General features: G+C 67.3%; 15 protein-coding genes, 1 pseudogene and 1 riboswitch. Of the genes and pseudogenes, 5 read left to right on the top strand and 11 right to left on the bottom strand.

Features of this window, described 5'->3' with window-relative positions; all coding sequences use genetic code 11:
- Positions 1-3: 3 nt before the first annotated feature.
- The 10 genes and pseudogenes from cobW to ACEN9P_RS20860 all read right to left on the bottom strand — a co-directional run bounded on the left by cobW (position 4) and on the right by ACEN9P_RS20860 (position 10,031).
- On the bottom strand, positions 4-1,065 hold the full coding sequence (gene cobW / locus ACEN9P_RS20905) for a cobalamin biosynthesis protein CobW (protein ID WP_495620343.1): 1,062 nt from the start codon (positions 1,063-1,065) through the stop codon (positions 4-6).
- Positions 1,066-1,086: 21 nt separating this feature from the next.
- A complete protein-coding gene (locus tag ACEN9P_RS20900; protein WP_495620342.1) occupies positions 1,087-1,950 on the bottom strand; it encodes an ABC transporter substrate-binding protein in 864 nt (287 codons plus the stop codon).
- Between the two features lie 4 nt (positions 1,951-1,954).
- Positions 1,955-2,524 carry a cob(I)yrinic acid a,c-diamide adenosyltransferase gene (gene cobO / locus ACEN9P_RS20895; protein ID WP_495622209.1) on the bottom strand — a complete coding sequence of 190 codons (570 nt, stop codon included), beginning with the start codon at positions 2,522-2,524 and terminating at the stop codon, positions 1,955-1,957.
- A gap of 27 nt (positions 2,525-2,551) precedes the next feature.
- Positions 2,552-3,337: pseudogene (locus tag ACEN9P_RS20890) on the bottom strand (ABC transporter ATP-binding protein); the annotation flags it as partial.
- Entirely contained in the window at positions 3,334-4,425 is a 1,092-nt protein-coding gene (locus tag ACEN9P_RS20885) for a FecCD family ABC transporter permease (protein WP_495620341.1), read from the bottom strand. The gene ACEN9P_RS20885 and the pseudogene ACEN9P_RS20890, both read right to left, overlap by 4 nt.
- Positions 4,422-5,297, bottom strand: a complete 876-nt coding sequence (locus ACEN9P_RS20880) for an ABC transporter substrate-binding protein (RefSeq protein WP_495622208.1) — start codon at positions 5,295-5,297, stop codon at positions 4,422-4,424. The genes ACEN9P_RS20885 and ACEN9P_RS20880 overlap by 4 nt, the downstream gene beginning before the upstream one ends.
- Positions 5,298-5,302: 5 nt before the next feature.
- Entirely contained in the window at positions 5,303-5,887 is a 585-nt protein-coding gene (gene cobU, locus ACEN9P_RS20875) for a bifunctional adenosylcobinamide kinase/adenosylcobinamide-phosphate guanylyltransferase (protein ID WP_495620340.1), read from the bottom strand.
- Positions 5,884-6,735 carry an ABC transporter substrate-binding protein gene (locus tag ACEN9P_RS20870; RefSeq protein WP_495620339.1) on the bottom strand — a complete coding sequence of 284 codons (852 nt, stop codon included), beginning with the start codon at positions 6,733-6,735 and terminating at the stop codon, positions 5,884-5,886. The genes cobU and ACEN9P_RS20870 overlap by 4 nt, the downstream gene beginning before the upstream one ends.
- On the bottom strand, positions 6,732-8,072 hold the full coding sequence (locus tag ACEN9P_RS20865) for a cobyrinic acid a,c-diamide synthase CobB (RefSeq protein WP_495620338.1): 1,341 nt from the start codon (positions 8,070-8,072) through the stop codon (positions 6,732-6,734). Before ACEN9P_RS20865 ends, ACEN9P_RS20870 begins: the two co-directional genes overlap by 4 nt.
- Before the next feature lie 18 nt (positions 8,073-8,090).
- Positions 8,091-10,031, bottom strand: coding sequence for a TonB-dependent receptor domain-containing protein (locus ACEN9P_RS20860; protein ID WP_495620337.1), 1,941 nt, complete (start codon positions 10,029-10,031; stop codon positions 8,091-8,093).
- 83 nt (positions 10,032-10,114) lie between these two features.
- Positions 10,115-10,403, bottom strand: a riboswitch (cobalamin riboswitch).
- Between the two features lie 46 nt (positions 10,404-10,449).
- Here ACEN9P_RS20860 and ACEN9P_RS20855 point away from each other — a divergent pair.
- The 3 genes from ACEN9P_RS20855 to ACEN9P_RS20845 all read left to right on the top strand — a co-directional run bounded on the left by ACEN9P_RS20855 (position 10,450) and on the right by ACEN9P_RS20845 (position 12,192).
- The gene (locus ACEN9P_RS20855; protein WP_074575200.1) at positions 10,450-10,689 is read left to right on the top strand and encodes a DUF904 domain-containing protein; all 240 of its coding nucleotides are present in this window, start codon (positions 10,450-10,452) and stop codon (positions 10,687-10,689) included.
- Positions 10,686-11,009 (top strand): cell division protein ZapA, encoded by a 324-nt coding sequence (locus ACEN9P_RS20850; protein ID WP_477663186.1) that lies wholly within the window; start codon positions 10,686-10,688, stop codon positions 11,007-11,009. Before ACEN9P_RS20855 ends, ACEN9P_RS20850 begins: the two co-directional genes overlap by 4 nt.
- Positions 11,010-11,376: 367 nt before the next feature.
- A complete protein-coding gene (locus tag ACEN9P_RS20845) occupies positions 11,377-12,192 on the top strand; it encodes a sulfite exporter TauE/SafE family protein (protein ID WP_007872126.1) in 816 nt (271 codons plus the stop codon).
- A 129-nt stretch (positions 12,193-12,321) separates the two neighbouring features.
- Here ACEN9P_RS20845 and ACEN9P_RS20840 read toward each other — a convergent pair whose 3' ends face one another.
- On the bottom strand, positions 12,322-12,813 hold the full coding sequence (locus ACEN9P_RS20840; protein WP_007873193.1) for an Lrp/AsnC family transcriptional regulator: 492 nt from the start codon (positions 12,811-12,813) through the stop codon (positions 12,322-12,324).
- Between the two features lie 92 nt (positions 12,814-12,905).
- Here ACEN9P_RS20840 and yedA point away from each other — a divergent pair, with 92 nt between their 5' ends.
- Positions 12,906-13,829: a drug/metabolite exporter YedA gene (yedA, locus tag ACEN9P_RS20835; protein WP_477663187.1), complete on the top strand. Its 924-nt coding sequence runs from the start codon at positions 12,906-12,908 to the stop codon at positions 13,827-13,829.
- Between the two features lie 108 nt (positions 13,830-13,937).
- The gene (locus ACEN9P_RS20830; protein WP_036840065.1) at positions 13,938-14,396 is read left to right on the top strand and encodes an SWIB/MDM2 domain-containing protein; all 459 of its coding nucleotides are present in this window, start codon (positions 13,938-13,940) and stop codon (positions 14,394-14,396) included.
- Positions 14,397-14,718: the final 322 nt, after the last annotated feature.

Here is a 14,718-nt window from a genome sequence, read left to right as displayed (position 1 = left end):
CCGTTATGCCGCGACAGGCGCCGCCAGTGCCGCGCCCAGTTCGGCCTGCAACACCGCGGCATTGAGCCCGGAGCCGATCAGCACCAGCCGCGATTGCCGCGCTTCGCCGTCGCGCCAGGGTCGGTCGAAGTAGCTGTCGAAACGGCTGCCCACGCCCTGCACCACCAGGCGCATGGCCGAACCGGGCAAGGCCACAAAGCCCTTGGCGCGGTAAATTTCATGGCGCTCCACCACGCCGCGCAGCGCCGCCAGCAACGCGTCACGGCCGGGCACGTCCAGCGCCACCTGCACCGAATCGAAAGCATCATGGTCGTGGTCTTCTTCCTCGTCGTGGTGGGTCTTGCGCTGGTCGATGACGTCTTCCACCGCGCGCTCCAGGCCCAGCAGCACGCCGATGTCAATGCGGCCGTGCTGGGCCTGCACCAGCTTGACACCAGGCGCGGTCTCGGCGCGGATCGCGGTTTCCACGCCGGCCAGTTGCCCGGCCGTCAAGCCGTCGGTCTTGTGCACCACCACCAGGTCGGCCGTGGCCAGCTGGTCTTCAAACAGCTCGTGCAGCGGCGACTCATGGTCCAGGTTGTCGTCGGCGCGGCGCTGGGCGTCCACGGCGACCGGGTCGTCGGCAAAGTCGCCGGCGGCGACCGCGGGTGCGTCGACCACGGTCACCACTGCATCGACGGTAAAGGTGTTGCGCAGCGTGGGCCACTGGAAAGCCTGCACCAGCGGCTTGGGCAGGGCCAGGCCCGAGGTCTCGATGATCAGGTGGTCGATCTGGTCGCGGCGCGCGGCCAGTTTTTCCATGACCGGCGCGAACTCTTCCTGCACGGTGCAACACAGGCAGCCGTTGGCCAGTTCATAAAGCTGGCCGTTTTCTTCGCCGTTCTCGTCGCAGCCTATGCCGCAGCCGCGCAGCAGTTCGCCGTCTATGCCGAGCTCGCCGAACTCGTTGACGATGACCGCGATGCGGCGGCCCTGCGCATTGGCCAGCAGATGCCGCAAGAGCGTGGTCTTGCCGCTGCCCAGGAAGCCGGTGACGATGGTGGCGGGAATTTTTCGGGTTTGCATGATGTGTCTCGGTTGAAAAAATTAACGGGGCGGCAGCGCCGCCAGGCACTCCACCAGCATTTGCGCGGCCTCGCCCAGGCGCGGGCCGGGGCGCGACAGCAGGTCCATGCGCTCGGTGTCCAGCAGGCACAGCTGCTGCTGACGCACCGCGGGCAGCGCGCTCCAGCCGGGGCGGTCCGACAGGTTGGAGAGCGTGGCGCGCGGGCCGATGATGATGTCGGGCGGGCGGCGCAGCAGCAGCTCGGGGTTGATGCGGGGGAACAGGCCCAGCTCGCCGCTCACCACGTTGACCAGGCCCAGCCTGGCGACGGTCTCACCGATAAAACTTTTGTCGCTGGCCGCGGACGAGCCCGCCCCCACTTCCACATACACGCTGCGCCCGCGCAGGGCGGCGGGCATGCGGGCGGCCGCGGCGTCAAGCTCGGCCTCCATGCGGGCCAGCAGTTCAGTGGCACGCGCCGGCTCGCCCAGCGTGTCGCCCAGCTTGAGCAGCATGCGTTTGAGGTCGGCATGGGTGCGCGCGTCAAAGGTCATGACCGGCACGCCCAGGGCTTTGAGCCTTTCACCCGCGCGGCTGCGCGGGCCCAGCAGGACCATATTCGGGCGCAGCGTGACGATGCGCTCGATCTGCGCGTCTTCCAGGCCGCCCACCTTGGGCAGCACCTGCACCGAATTGGGCCAGGTCGAATGGCGGTCCGTGCCCACCAGCTGCGCGCAGTGGCCCAGCGCGCACACGGCCTCGGTCAGCGAAGGTGCCAGCGTGACAATGCGTGACACCGGCTGCACACCCTGCGCCACCGCCAGGCTTGAGAGCAGCCCCAGGGTTGCCAGCGATGCCGCGGAAGGCAACAGGCGCATGGCCGAATAGGAAGCGGAGGAGAACAAGGTCTTAATCCTCTATGCCGCGTTGGGCGGGTACACCCGCCTTGAAATGGTGTTTGATAAGCGTCATTTCGGTCACCGTATCCGCCAGCTCCACCAGCTCGGCCGGCGCATTGCGGCCGGTCAGCACCACATGCACATGCGGCGGGCGTTCGCGCAGGCAGCTCAGCACGGCTTCCAGCGGAACCCAGCCGTAGCGCAGCGGGTACATGATTTCGTCCAGCACCACCATGAAGTGCTCGCCCGCGCGTATGGTGGCCTCGGCCCGGGCCCAGCCGTCCAGCGCCAGCTGGGCCGAATGCTCCAGGTCGCGGCTCTTCCAGCTGAAGCCGTCGCCCAGGCCTTCAATCGGGATGCCCAGTTGCTCGAACAGCCGGTGCTCGCCAAAACGCGCGCTGGGCACCTTCATGAACTGGTAGACCTTGACGGCCTTGCCGCGGCCGTGGGCGCGCAAGGCCAGGCCGAAGGCCGCCGTGCTTTTGCCCTTGCCGTGGCCGGTGTTGATGAGGATCAGGCCGCGGCGCTCGCCGGTGGGTTTTTCGTAGGGGGTGGCCGAAGGTGGGGTTTCAATTTGCATGGGAGCCCTCTTGGGAGGTTGGGTAACTTTGGGCAATGCGATCCACTGCCCTTGCAAGGGGTGGACGGCAATGCGCCCGTCGAAGACATCTTCCAGGGCCCGGTGGGTCGCCAGGTCGGCACAGGGACCCTGGTGGGTGACGCGGCCTTCGGCCATCACCACCAGGCTGTCAGCCTGCAGCGCCATGGTGATCTCGTGCAGCACGCTGACCACGGTCTTGCCCTCGGCCACCAGGGCCCGCACCACGTCCAGCCAGTCGGCCTGGTGCGGCGGGTCCAGGTTGGCCAGCGGCTCATCCATCAGCAGCACCTGGGCCTGCACCGCCAGGGCCCGGGCCAGCAGCACGCGCTGGCGCTCGCCGCCCGACAGCTGGCCCAGCGCGCGCTGGCACCAGTCCCAGGCGCGGGTGGCGCGCAGGGCCTGCTCCACCGCCGCACGGTCGGCCGCGCTGGGCGGCGCCAGCCAGGCCTGGTGCGGCAGCCGGCCCAGCATGGCCACGTCCCACACGGTCAAATCATCGGCAGAGGTTTCATTCTGGCCCAGCCAGGCCAGCTGGCGGGCGCGCTCGCGATGCGGCAGCTGCTGCAGGGGCTGGCCCAGCAGCGCGACGCTGCCGCTGTGCGGCAGCACGCCGGCCAGTGCCTTGAGCAAGGTGGACTTGCCCGCGCCGTTGGGGCCCACGATGCTGGTCCAGCGTGCCGCGGCGATGTCCAGGTCTATGCCGTGCAGCACCTGCTGCCTTTGCACGCCATGGCCCAGGCTGGCCGAGATGGACTGCGCGCCAAGGGCGATGGGATGGGTCACCGTGCTCATGCCGCGCGCCCTCCGCCCAGGCTGCTGCTGCGGTGCATCAGCCACAGCAGGTAGCCGCCGCCCAGCACCGCGGTGAGCATGCCCACGGGCAGCTCCTGCGGCGCCATCAGCCCGCGCGCCAATGTGTCGGCGGCCATCAGCAGCACGCCGCCCATCAGGCTGGACAGCAGCATCAGGTGGGCATGGGTGGTCTTGACCACGGAGCGCACCAGGTGCGGCGCCGCCAGGCCGACAAAAGCGATCAGCCCGGTCTGTGCCACGGCGGTGCCCGTGGCCAGCGCCAGCACCGCGACCAGCGCCGCGCGCATGGGCGCCACCGGCAGGCCCAGGCTGACGGCCGTGGCGTCGCCCAGGCTCAGGCCGTCGAGCACGCGTGCCAGCAGCCAGGCGGCCAGCACACAAACGCCCCAGACGCTGGCCATGAGGACGCACGAGGTCCAACCGACAAAAGCGGTCGAGCCCAGCATGAAGGCCTGCATGGCCTGCAGCGATTCGGGCGAAAACAGCAGCACCAGGTGTGTCATGGCGCCCAGCACCACGCCCACCACCACACCGGCCAGCAGCAGGCGCAGGGTATGGCCCACGCCGCGCGAGAGCACCAGTGTGAGCATCACCGCGAACACCGCGCCCAGGAAGGCCGCGCCGGTCAGGCCCAGGCGCACCCACAGGCTGCTGGAGAAGACGCTGACGGCCACGCCGCCGTTCATCATGCTTCCACCTACCGATCCTCCCAACATGCCGGCGCCGCCGCCCAGGGCGGCCAAGGCCAGTGCCACACCGAGCGAGGCGCCCGAGGCGCTGCCCAGCAGGTAGGGATCGGCCAGCGGGTTGCGGAACAAGCCTTGCGCCACCGCACCGGCCAGGCCCAGCAAGGCGCCGGCAGCCCAGGCGCCCAGGGTGCGCGGCAAGCGGATCTGCCAGATGATTTGCTGCGCCATCGCGGTTTGCGGCGGATCCTGCGCGGGATTGAGCAAGGGCCCGATCAGGTTCTCCAGCCCGGCGCTGCCCACGCAGATGCCCAGCGCCACCAGGGCCAGCGCGCCCAGCACACCGGCCCAGACCAGCCACCACACGCGGGCCTGCATCATGGTTTGGCCCCCTTGGGTGCTTTATCGGCTAAACAGCGGGCCATCAGGCGCGCGCCCTCGGCCATGCGCGGGCCGGGGCGCACCAGCACATCGGCCTCTTCGGTCGGGAAGATGCAAACCCTCTGCTCGCGCAACGCGCGCATGCCTTGCCAGCCGGGCCGTGCCTGCAGGCCGTCGGCGCTGCGCTGGCCGACCATGATCAGGTCGGGATTGGCGCGGACTATGTATTCGGGGTTGAGTTTGGGAAAGGGCCCGAGCCTGGCCGGCACGATGTTTTTGACGCCCAGGCGCGCCAGCGTCTCGCCGATGAAAGACGACTCCCCCGCCGCATACGGGCCCTGGTTGACCTCGAAGTAGACCCGCGTGCCGCGCATGCTGGGCGGCAGCGACTGGGCCGCGGCCGAGACGCCGGCGTCGACCGCGCGCCAGATGCGCGCGGCATCGGGCACTTCGAGCAGCTGGCCCAGCTTGAGCATCACGCGCTGCACGTCGGCATGGCTGCGGGGCTCCAGGGCCACCACCTTGAGGCCCAGGGCCCGCAGCCTGTCGCCCGCGCGCGAAGAGGTGGCCAGCAGCACCACATCGGGTTTGAGCGCGACGATCATCTCGATATTCGGGTCCAGCCCGCCGCCGACCTGGGGCAACTTTTGCACGCTGGCGGGGAAGTTGGAATAACGGTCCACCCCGACCAGGTTCTGGCAGCGGCCCAGCTCACAGACGGTCTCGGTCAGCGAAGGCAGCAGGCTGACGATGCGCTGCGGCGCCCGGGCCAGTGTGATGGTGGCGCCGCGGTCGTCGGTCAGCTGCAGCGCGCGCGCGGGCGAAGCCAGGGCGAGGCTGAGCAGCAACAAAAGAAAGGCGATGCGTTTCACAAAATTCACAAAGGGGCTTTCAAGGTCAGCGGCAGACCGGCGGCCATCAGGGTCACACGCTCGCAGGCGGCTGCCACCTGCTGGTTCAGCAGGCCCAGCGCATCGACAAAGGCACGGGTTTCGCGGCCCAGGGGAATGACGCCCAGGCCGATTTCATTGCCGACCAGCACCAGTGGCCCGGGGGCGGAGGCGACGGCCTTGGCCAGCAGGGCCGCCTGCTCACGCGCGGCCTGGGCGGGGTCCTTGAGTTCCAGGCCCGGCGCGGGCATCAGCAGGTTGGTGAGCCACAGCGTCAGGCAATCGACAACGACCAGGGTGTCGGCGGCGCTGTGCCGGGCAAGGGCGTGGGCCAGCTGAACCGGCTCTTCCACGGTCGCCATGCCGGGCAGACGCTCGGCGCGGTCCTGCTGGTGGCGGCGTATACGTTCGCGCATCTCTTCGTCCCAGGGCCTGGCGGTGGCGATAAAGACCGCACGGTGGCCGGGAGACTGCGCGAGCCACTGCCCAGCCAGCAATTCGGCCCGGCGCGACTTGCCGCTTTTCTGGCCGCCCAGGACCAGTTCGCTGCGGGCGATGTGCAATTCGCTCATGGCTTGAACGCTCCGGACTGGTCCGCATCCATCCACTGCAGGATGATCTGGTGCATCTTGGCCACGCCGTCGGTCAGCGCGGCCGGGCCGGGCTGCAGGATATCGGGGGATTTGATTTCAAACAGCTGCTGGTGGCGCACGGCATTCACGGCGCTCCAACCCTCGCGCGCCACCACGTTCTCGGGCCGGAATTTCTTGCCGCACCAGGAGCCCAGGATGATGTCGGGGTTGCGGCGGACGATCTCGGCGCCATCCGCGATGATGCGGTTCTTGCCGAGAGACTGCGCGGCCAGTTCGGGGAAACAATCGTCGCCCCCGGCGATGCCCAGCAGCTCGGACACCCAGCGGATCGCGCTGATGTGCGGGCTGTCCCACTCTTCAAAAAACACCTTGGGGCGGCGCGCGCCGGCGGCCACCCTGGCCGCCACGGCCGCCTGCATGACGCGCAGGCCGTCCTGCATCTGCGCGATGCGCCGTGCGCCCTGCTCCGCTTCGCCCACCATGGCCGCGAGCTGGAACAGCATGGAAAAAATTTCGGCCACGCTGCGCTGGTTGAAGATGGTGACCTGCACGCCGCGTTTGACCAGGTCGGCCGCGATATCGGCCTGCAGGTCCGAAAAGCCCAGCACGCAGTCGGGCTGCAGCTCCATGATCTTGTCCAGCTTGGCGCTCAGGAAGGCGCTGACGCGCGGCTTCTCGTCGCGCGCGCGTTTGGGTCGCACGGTGTAGCCCGAGATGCCCACGATGCGCCCTTCCTGGCCCAGCAGGTAGAGCCACTCGGTGGTCTCCTCGGTCAGGCAGACGATGCGCTGCGGGCCGGGGTTGAAATGCAGCAGGTCGGCGCTCATGCGGGCACTCCGGCAGGCGCGCTGAATAGTTCCACCACGGCCTCGGGGCAGGAGGGAAACCAGGCGTGGAAATAACTGGCGCGCACCGCGCCATGCTGCCACACGGCCTCGCCCGCGTCGGGCGCCGGGGTAGTGCCGGGCCGCGAGGTACGGCCCACGGGCTGCAAAGGCGTGGCCGTGGTCGAGTAATGGAAGGTATGGCCGCGCAAGGTGCCGCCGGCCAGTTGCAGCTGCTGCGGGCCCAGGCCGGCCAGCAGCTTTTGCATGCTCACCTCACCGGCCAGCACGCCCCACTGCGCATGGCGCCGGCCGTCCAGCGTGACCAGGGTGTCAAACAGCGCCATCATGCCGCCGCACTCGGCCCAGACGGGCTTGCCCGCAGCGACGTGCGCGACCAGGCTGTCCCGCAGCGCGGTGTTGGCGGCAATCGTCTCCGCATGCAGCTCGGGGTAGCCGCCGGGAAGCCACAGCGCGTCGCAGGCGGGCAGCGCCGCGTCGGCCAGCGGCGAGAAAAACACCAGCTCGGCGCCCAGCGCGCGCAGGGTGTCGAGGTTGGCGGCGTAGATAAAACAAAAGGCGGCGTCGCGCGCGACGGCAATCGTCTTGCCGCTCAGCGCCAGATTTATGGGCGCAGGGGTCTCGGGGGCCGCGAAGTCCACCGCCCAGCGCTGCAAATCCTCCAGCGTCATCCGGCCCAGCGGCGTGTCGGCCAGCGCGTCGGCCGCGGCATCCAGGCGCTCCATGGCATCCGTCACCTCGGCGGCCACGGTCAGGCCCAGGTGGCGCTTGGGCAGGCTCATGGCGGCATCGCGCAGCACCGCGCCCAGCCACTGCTCGGGCGCCACGCTGGCCTGCAGCATGGCCGCATGGCGCGCATTGGCCACGCGGTTGGCCAGCACCCCGGCCCAGGGCATGTGGGGGCGGTAGTGCTGCAGGCCGAAGGCCAGCGCGCCAAAGGTCGCCACCATGCCCGAGGCATCCACCACCGCCAGCACCGGCAGGCCGAAGCGCTGCGCCAGGTCGGCCGCGCTGGGCTCGCCGTCAAAGAGGCCCATCACGCCTTCCACAATGATCAGGTCCACCTCCTGCGCGGCCTCATGCAGGCGCGCCCGGCAATCGGCCTCGCCGGTCATCCACAGGTCCATCTGGTACACCGGCGCGCCGCTGGCCAGGGCGTGCCAGCACGGGTCCAGGAAATCCGGCCCGCACTTGAAGACCCGCACGCGCCGCCCCTGGCGCGTATGCAGCCGTGCCAGCGCGCAGGCCACCGTCGTCTTGCCCTGGCCGGAGGCCGGGGCGGCAACGAGGATGGCGGGACAGCGGACGGTTTGTGGCATGGATGGAGGGATAAAGGTTTAGCGGGGTGCCCAGGTCACACCGACGTAGAGATTACGCCGGGCGGTGGCATAGGTGTTGGCGGTCTGGTAAATCTTGTCGGTCAGATTCTCCAGCTTGGCCACCAGTTTCCAGTCGGGGGACAGCGCCGTCGTGGCGCTGAGGTTCATGACCGAGTAGCCGGGCAGCACCACGTTGCTGGTCTCGCTGTCGAAGGCGTGCGAGGCCATCACCAGGTCGGTCGCCAGCTGCCAGCCGCCCAGCGGCATTTCGGCGCCCAGCGTGCCGTACTGGCGCGAGCGGCGCTGCAGGGTGCGGTTGGTGATCCGGTTCTTGGGATTCTGCAAATCGAGTGAGCCGTGGATGCGGACATTGCCGACGGTCTCGGCCGCCGTGAGCGTCAGCCCGGTGTACTGGGCCTGCGCGGTATTGGCATAGCAGCCGCGGTTGGCCAGCACCGTCGGCGGCCCGCCGTTCACGCAAGGGCCGTTGCCCGTGACAAAGCTCAGCAGGTTGGTCAGGCGGTTGCGGTACACCGTGATGCCGTACTGCGATGTGCCCTGGCTGTATTTGAGCGCTGCCTCCACGCTGCGGCCGGACTCGGGCTTGAGGGTCGAGGTGCCGTAAATGCTGAAGCGCTGGTACAGCGTGGGGACGCGGAAAGACGTCCCCGCGGAGGCGGACACCTTCCACTGCGGCGTGAGCGCGAAGGCATAGGCCGCGGAGCCGGTGGTCTTGCCGCCGAATTCGCTGTCCCTGTCGTGGCGGGCGTTGAGCTGCACGGTGTGCGCGCCGCCGCTCCAGCCGTAGCCCAGGCTCACGCCGTCCAGGGAACGGTTCTTGTTGAGCACACTCGCGCCCCCCGGTATGACCGCGGAGCCGACCAGGCGGAACACGTCCCGACGGCTTTCCAGCGCGGCACTCAGCAGGTGGGCGCCCAGGCGGTATTCGTTCTGGAACAGCAGCGTGCTGATGGTGCTCTTGTCGTAGGAAATCTGGGGCGTCGAGCCGTTCAGGCCCTCTTCGCCGGAGTCGGTGCCCTGGGTCAGGGCCAGCTTGGTGCTGTAGCGGTCGGACCATTTGGCCTCCCACTGCAGGCCCAGGGTCTGCAGGTCGGCGATGCGGCGGTAGTCGCGGGTGGGGCCGCCGTCGTACTGGGAGTCCGTGTGGCTTTGCATCAGGTTGGCTTCAATGCGGTGGTCGGTATTGACCTGCAAACCGAGCTTGGCGTTGGCGCCCAGGCTTTTGTAGCCGTCGGCATCGGGGTTCTGGCCGGCGATGGTCCGCGCGTTAAAACCATCGCTCTGGCCCTGGCTCAGGCCCAGCGCGTAGTCGAAAGCGCCCGCCGAGCCGCTGGCGGCAAGCTCGACCCGGCTGGTGTTGTACGAGCCGTAGCCCACCGACACGGAGGGCGAGAAAGGGCCTTCGCCCCGCTTGGTGAAGATCTGGATCACGCCGGCCACGGCGTCCGAGCCGTAGACGGCGCTGCTGGGGCCGCGCAAGACCTCGATGCGGTCGATCAGCGACAGCGGAATGTTGCTCCAGGAGGCGCCGCCGGCCGTCGCCTGCGACTCCACCCGCACGCCGTCGATGAAGACGGGGGTGTGGCGGCTTTCCCCGCCGCGCACAAACACACTGGTGTTCGCGCCAGTGCCGCCGTTGCGAGTGATCTGTATGCCCGGCACACGCACCAGGATGTCGGCCAGCCCGACCGGGCCGGCGCGTTCAATGGTTTCGCGGTCTATGACGGTGACGTCGGCAACGACGTCGCCGATGGGCTGGGCGCTGCGCGTGGCGCTCACCACCATTTCCTTGAGCTGCGGCGCAACAACGGTTTGCGCGGCTGGGGTGGTCTGCGACAGGGCGGGAGAAGCCGCCAGAAAAGCCAGAGAGGCCAGCGGGAATGCGGCGGCCAGCGCCGTCGGGAGCACGGCCAGGCGTGCGTGGGGAGCAATTTTCATGAATCAACAGTCAGCAATGGGCCCTCACCGGCTTCCCCGCCGGTGTGTGAGCGTTACAAACACCCAGTCCAGGGACTGGACGTGCGCGTTCACCTTGTTGGCCGGTATCCGGGCTGACGGAACCGCCTCCATCGCCTTCCCAAACGCTTGTTCAAGACGCTCAGTGGCTGATGATGAAAGCTGAATGCGCCCTGGCCGTGAGGCCGGGAAAGCGCATTCGTCCGTTTTACCGTTGCGGGGGCAGCGCAGGTTGAAGGTCTGGGCGCCGGCCTTCGGGCTTGACCCGGTATGCCTGGCTTTGACGCTCTCCTGCTTCCCGTTGAACTGCAGCATGTGAACCACACTGCGGGCACCAACAGGGGCGATTCTACGCGGCCCTTCCCCAGTTCAGGCCGCAAACCCTACAATCGGGCTTGCCATGGCGAACCAAACCCAAATCGACCAGATCACCGAACGCGTCGAGCGCCTGTTGCTGCGCTACGAGGAATTGCAGCGCACCAACGAGCTGCTGGCCGAACAGGTCGGCCTGCTGACGCAGGAGCGCGACTCCCTCAAGTCGCGCCTGGGCGCGGCCCGCGCCCGTGTCGATGCCCTGCTCGAACGCCTGCCCGAAAGCAGCGGCCACGGCCATAAAACCACCGCGGGAAGCGAGTCATGAAGCAGCTCGAAGTACAGATCATGGGCCAAAGCTATTTGCTGGGCTGCCCCGAAAACGGCGACGCCCGCATGCTGGACGCGGTCAACCGCGTCGACATGGCCATGTGCCGGATCCGCGACGCCGGAAAAATCAAGGCGCGTGACCGCATCGCCGTGCTGGCGGCGCTGAACCTGGCCTTCGAGCTTCCCGAGCGCACGCCGGGCGCCGCTCCCGTGCCGGCGGCAGCGCCGGCCGCTGCCGGTAATGCCGAGAGCCCGCAGCTCGCGGCCCTGCTGCAGCGTCTGGACACCGCCCTGGGCATAGACGGCCGCCTACTTTGAAGCCGGCAGCGGTGCTTGCCCCCGCATCCCGCCGCGGATCTCTTCACATCGCCCCGCGCGAGGCCGCGAAGGCCTACAATGAAGACGTCTGCGATGCGTATTGGGCTTTATATTTCCTTGAACCAATGCTCTACGAGCACGGGCTTGGTAAATTGTCCGGCAGGTGTGATCGTCTCGCGTCAGACGAACCCGAAACCCGACTGCCCTCGCCCACCTGAACCCCGGTTCAGGATGACGGTCCAGTGGCACTCGCAGACACCTTATTCCCGCCATCGCCTTGCGCCCTCCGTCCCCCCTCCAACCCCACCGTGTGCCGCAGCGCTTCCCGCGAAGCGCGGCAGGCCCGCGGCCACATGCCTGACGTCCCATGATGCTTGAACCCCTCCTGATTGTTGAACTGGCCTTGCTGGGCGTGGGCACCGGGTTTCTCGCCGGACTGCTGGGCATAGGCGGGGGCATGCTGATGGTGCCCTTCATCACCATCATCATGTCCAACCGCGGCGTGGCGCCGGACCTGGCCGTCAAGATGGCGATCGCCACCTCCATGGCCACCATCATCTTCACCTCGATCTCCAGCGTGCGCGCGCACCACAAGCGCGGCGCGGTGCGCTGGGACATCGTCAAGCGGCTGGCGCCCGGCATCGTAATCGGCAGCATCATCGGCAGCCTGGGCGTGTTCGCGCTGCTCAAGGGCTCCTACCTGGCGATCTTCTTCGGCCTGTTCGTGAGTTTCTCCGCCACGCAGATGTTCCTGGACAAAAAACCCAAACCGACGCGGCAGATGCCGGGCACGGCGGGCCAGTTCGCGGCCGGCGGCTTTATCGGCTTTCTGTCGGGCCTGGTCGGCGCGGGCGGCGGCTTCATCAGCGTACCCTTCATGACCTGGTGCAACGTGGCCATCCACAGCGCGGTGGCCACCTCGGCGGCGCTGGGCTTTCCGATCGCCGTGGCCAATGTGCTGGGTTATGTGATCAGCGGCCAGAGCGTGCAGGACCTGCCGGCCAACTCTTTCGGCTACATCTGGCTGCCGGCGCTGCTGGTGATCGCCGTGTGCAGCTTCCTCACGGCACCGCTGGGCGCCAAGGCCGCGCACAACCTGCCCGTGGGCAAGCTCAAGCGGGTGTTTGCGAGCATCCTCTACGTCCTGGCGGCCTACATGCTCTACAAAGGCATAAGGGGTTAGCCCCCACGCTTTTCACTTCGCCTTCGGCTCCGTGTAATGCGCTGCCCCCCGAGGGGGCGCTGCGCCTGCGGCCCGGCAAAGCCGGTTCCGCGGCCCTGGCTGGTATGGGTGGCGGCTTGGCCGATGGGCCTATTTCCCCGTAACCTTCTTGATCACGGGCTTGATGTCTTCACGCCGCGCCGGCAGCACGACGGCGTTTTCGCGCGGGGCATTGAGCACGATGGACGTTGAGGTCTCGGTGAGGATGCAGAACTTGGTCACCACCGCGTCCAGGTGGGCGACGTCGATCACCGCGATTTCCAGCACCCAGCTGTCCTCGCCGGTGACGTTGTAGGCATTGATGACCTCGGGCGTCTGCTCGATCAGCTTGACCACGCGGGCGTATTCGACCCGCCCCACGCGGGCGATGGCGCGTATGCCGTAACCCAGGCGGGCCAGGTCGACCTCGGCCCGGTAGCCCTTGATCACGCCGCCGAGCTCGAGCTTGCGCACGCGCTCGGTCACCGCCGGCTGGCTCAGGTGCACGCGGCGGCCCAGCTCGGCCATGGTGATGCGCGCATCGCGCTGCAGCTCGCCGAGGATGCGGCTGTCGTAGTGGTCCCATTCGGTGGTTTCGGTCATAGTGGGTTTCAAGCTTTAAATTCAAAGGCCGCTTGCGGTTTTGCCGTTAATTTTGCATGGCCCGGGCGCGCAGGGCAACCTAACATCCCGGCATGACTTCCACCACCCTCTCCTCCCCCGCCGCCGGCAAGGCGCCGGCGCTGCTGATCCCTGCCCTGCTCGCCTGCTACCTGGTCTGGGGCTCGACCTACCTGGCGATACGCTTCGCGCTGCTCAGCTTTCCGCCGTTTTTCCAGATGGGCACACGCTTCCTGGCGGCCGGTGTGCTGCTGATGGCCTGGGTGCTGGCGCGCGGCCACAAGCTGCCCAGCCGGCGCGAATGGGTCCACGCGGCCGTCATCGGCACGCTGATGCTGGGCGGCGGCATGGGGCTGACGGCCTCGGCCGAGGTCCACATCGGCTCCGGCCTGATCGCCACCTTCATCGCCATCGTGCCCATGCTGGTGTCGGCCTGGGGCCTGCTGCTGGGCCAGCGGCCCAGCCGGCTGGAGTTCATCGGCATGGCGGTGGGCTTGGCCGGCGTGCTGATGCTGGTGCGGGGCGCGAGTTTCGGTGCGGCGCCGGTGGGCCTGGCCTGCATCGCGGGGGCCACGCTGCTGTGGTCGCTGGGCTCGGTGCTGTCCGCCACGCGCCTGCCGCTGGCCTCCGGTCCCGCGGGTTTTGCCAGCGAAATGTTGTGCGGCGGCGCGGTGTTGATGCTGATTTCTCTTGCACTGGGTGAGCACCGCGAGGCCGCCGCGAACTGGCCGGCGCAGCCCGAGGCGCTGCTCGCCTGGCTCTACCTCGTGGTGTTCGGCTCGCTGATCGCCTTCAGCGCCTACCTGTATTTGCTGGCCAATGCCTCCCCTGCGGTGGCCACCAGCTACGCCTTTGTGAACCCCTTGATCGCGATTTTCCTGGGTGCTTTTTTCGCCGGAGAGCGGGTCACAGGGGGCGAATGGGCCGCCTGCGGCGTGATTCTCATGGGCGTTTTCCTGATTTTCAGAGGTAAATCTGCAACATCCAGGCGCAAATAAAGTGGTTTTTCGCTAGGAAACTGCGTTTTTCTCCAGTAGCATCCGCATTGCCACAAGGAAGTAGTTATCCGGGTGGTGATTTATCAACTTCTAGAAGGAAAATCAATCATGGCAACTGCAAAAAAAGCTCCGGCTAAAAAAGCGCCTGCTAAAAAGGCTGCTCCGGCAAAGAAAGTAGCTGCGAAGAAAGCAGCTCCAGCGAAGAAGGCTCCTGCGAAAAAGGCAGCGCCCGCGAAAAAGGTAGCCGCGAAGAAAGCAGCTCCCGCCAAGAAGGTTGCGGCCAAAAAGCCAGCAGCGAAAAAAGCGCCCGCCAAAAAGCGCACGCCCAATGCAGCGTTCATGAAAGCGCTGACCTTGAGCCCCGCACTGGCAGCCGTGGTGGGCGACAAGCCTCTGCCACGCACCGAGATTGTCAGCAAGCTGTGGGTTTACATCAAATCCAAGGGCCTGCAGGACAAGATCAACAAGCGCATGATCAACGCCGACGAAAAACTGCGCGCCGTTTTCGGCAAGGCGCAAGTGTCGATGTTCGAGATGGCTGGCCTGATCGGCAAGCACGTCAAGTAATCGGCTTTTGCCGATTTCGAAAAGGCCGGTTTCACCGGCCTTTTTTTGTGCCCGCTTCTTCCTGCATCAAGGCGCGGCACATGCCCTCTGGCACGCATCCTGCATTACTCTTTTTGCCTTCCAGGCAGGCTTCATTAGCGCCGCAAGCGCCACTGTAGGCATGCTGATGCCATAGGGTTACTCGGTAGCCCGCCGGCGGCGGCAGTGCCGAAAAATGAAGCTAATGTTGCTAAGATAAAAAATTCCCCGCGGCACTGCCCCGGGCCTGACTAGACAAGACAAGATTCCCCATGTTGATGCCACTGCATTTGAAGACCGGGGC

This window comes from Polaromonas sp. Polasp52 (assembly GCF_059491565.1).
This window is presented reverse-complemented; position numbering and strand designations above follow the sequence as displayed.